Source organism: Chitinophaga sp. (assembly GCF_036566945.1).
Lineage (GTDB): Bacteria > Bacteroidota > Bacteroidia > Chitinophagales > Chitinophagaceae > Chitinophaga.
Genome location: NZ_DATCVJ010000039.1, coordinates 1 through 1,780 on the forward strand (window position 1 = coordinate 1; position 1,780 = coordinate 1,780).

Below are 1,780 nucleotides of genomic sequence, written 5' to 3' on the forward strand. Positions count from 1 at the left end.
CTGATCACCTCCAAACAATACCGTGTAAAAAGTAACCCACAACTGGTAAATATCGGCGTAGTAACAGCGTTGGCTACTTTATTGGTGGTATTGATTTTTGGCACCATTGGATTTTATTTTCTGAATGTGCGTCATTTTGGGATCGACTTCACCTGGCAGCAATCCATCCGTCATGCTTTCCACTGTTTTATGTTGCTGGAAGATGATGGACTGCACCCGGTAACCCGTTTCGGGCAGGAATTTATGTCGGCCATCAGGGTATTGGGCGTAGGTGCATGGGCGTTTCTTTTCTATACTATCATCCGTCCTTATCTGCATGTAACACAGCAAACCAATACCAGTCTTGAGAAAGCACGTTTCTATCTAAGCCAGTATGGTGATTCTCCGATGGACTACTTCAAGATTGGGCAAGATAAGCTGCTGTTTATATCTGATCAGTACGAAGGATTTATTGCTTACCGGGTAGCAGGTAGCTTTGCTATTGTGTTGGAAGAACCCGTATGCAGTGAAAATAACAAACTCGATTTACTGCAGGAGTTTGAACAACAATGCCGGAAGATGGGCCTGCGGCCTGCCTTTTATCGTGTAGATGAAGACAGCACCTACTATTTCAGTCATCTTAAAAAGAAAAAGATGCTGATAGGCCAGGAAGCCATTATGGATATCCGCAATTTTACCCTGAGTGGGAAAGACAAGAAATCATTGCGCAATGGGTTAAATAGTTTGGCGAACAAAGGTTATGTAACTACTTTCCATGCGGCGCCACAAACACCGGCGATGTTGGATGCGTTGAAGTCCGTCAGCGATGAATGGCTGCAACAATATGAAGTAAAGGAGCTTACTTTTTCGCAGGGCCTTTTTGATGCCGACAGTATCCGCGGACAGGATATTATTACCGTGACGGATGCGGCCGGGCAGGTAGTAGCCTTCCTGAATATCATCCCTGACTATGCGCCGGGAGAATGTACCTACGATCTTATCCGTAAGCGCTCCGATGCGCCAGGTGGTGTAATGGATGCACTGATCATTGCGTTGATCCAGGATGCACAACAAAAAGAGCTGCATTTCCTGAACCTGGGCATGGTACCCATGTCTGGTATTATTCAACCTGAAAACACGGCGGAGAAAATGGTGAAATACGCTTATGAGAAATTGCGTTTCTTCCGTCACTATCAGGGTTTACGGGAGTTCAAGGAAAAATACGCCACCGAGTGGACTAATAAATACCTGGTATACGAACATGATTTTGACCTGATACAGCTGCCTTCTGCGCTGAGCAAAGTAATGCAACCGTAGTTGCGGACGAACAATTGCCGAATAGATTTTGTTTCACAGGCAAGCGTTAATTTAGCGCCAGCTATTAATGGCTCACTTTAACAATTGCAAGCAGCAGGCCGTATGTTATTATCAGGAATGTTATCTAAAGCAGGAAAACTCATCAGCGGTTTATTATTATTGGCCGTATTACAGGCAGGTGCACAAAGCGGGATCAGTAACCTGCCGGTGGTAATCAAAGCCCCGGCAGCGGGTACTACCGAGCCGATGATCGTTTATATTACCGGTGATGGCGGGATGAAAAAGTTTTCTGCCAATGTGATAGAATCATTTCATCAGAAGAACTATCCGGTAGTGGCACTGAATGCCCTTAAATATTTCTGGAGCAAGAAAACCCCGCAGCAGGCTGCAAAAGATGTAGCGGCGCTGATTAAATATTACCAGTCGCAGTGGGGTAGCAACCACGGTATTTTACTGATTGGCTATTCCCTGGGGGCAGATGTAC

Annotated in this window: 2 protein-coding genes; both read left to right on the forward strand. The window is 45.5% G+C overall.

Going from position 1 to position 1,780, the window contains the following annotated elements:
• On the forward strand, positions 1 to 1,296 hold a 1,296-nt coding region (locus tag VIP81_RS01195; RefSeq protein ID WP_331956649.1), incomplete at its 5' end, for a bifunctional lysylphosphatidylglycerol flippase/synthetase MprF.
• Positions 1,297 to 1,398: 102 nt separating this feature from the next.
• On the forward strand, positions 1,399 to 1,780 hold a 382-nt coding region (locus tag VIP81_RS01200), incomplete at its 3' end, for an AcvB/VirJ family lysyl-phosphatidylglycerol hydrolase (protein WP_331956650.1).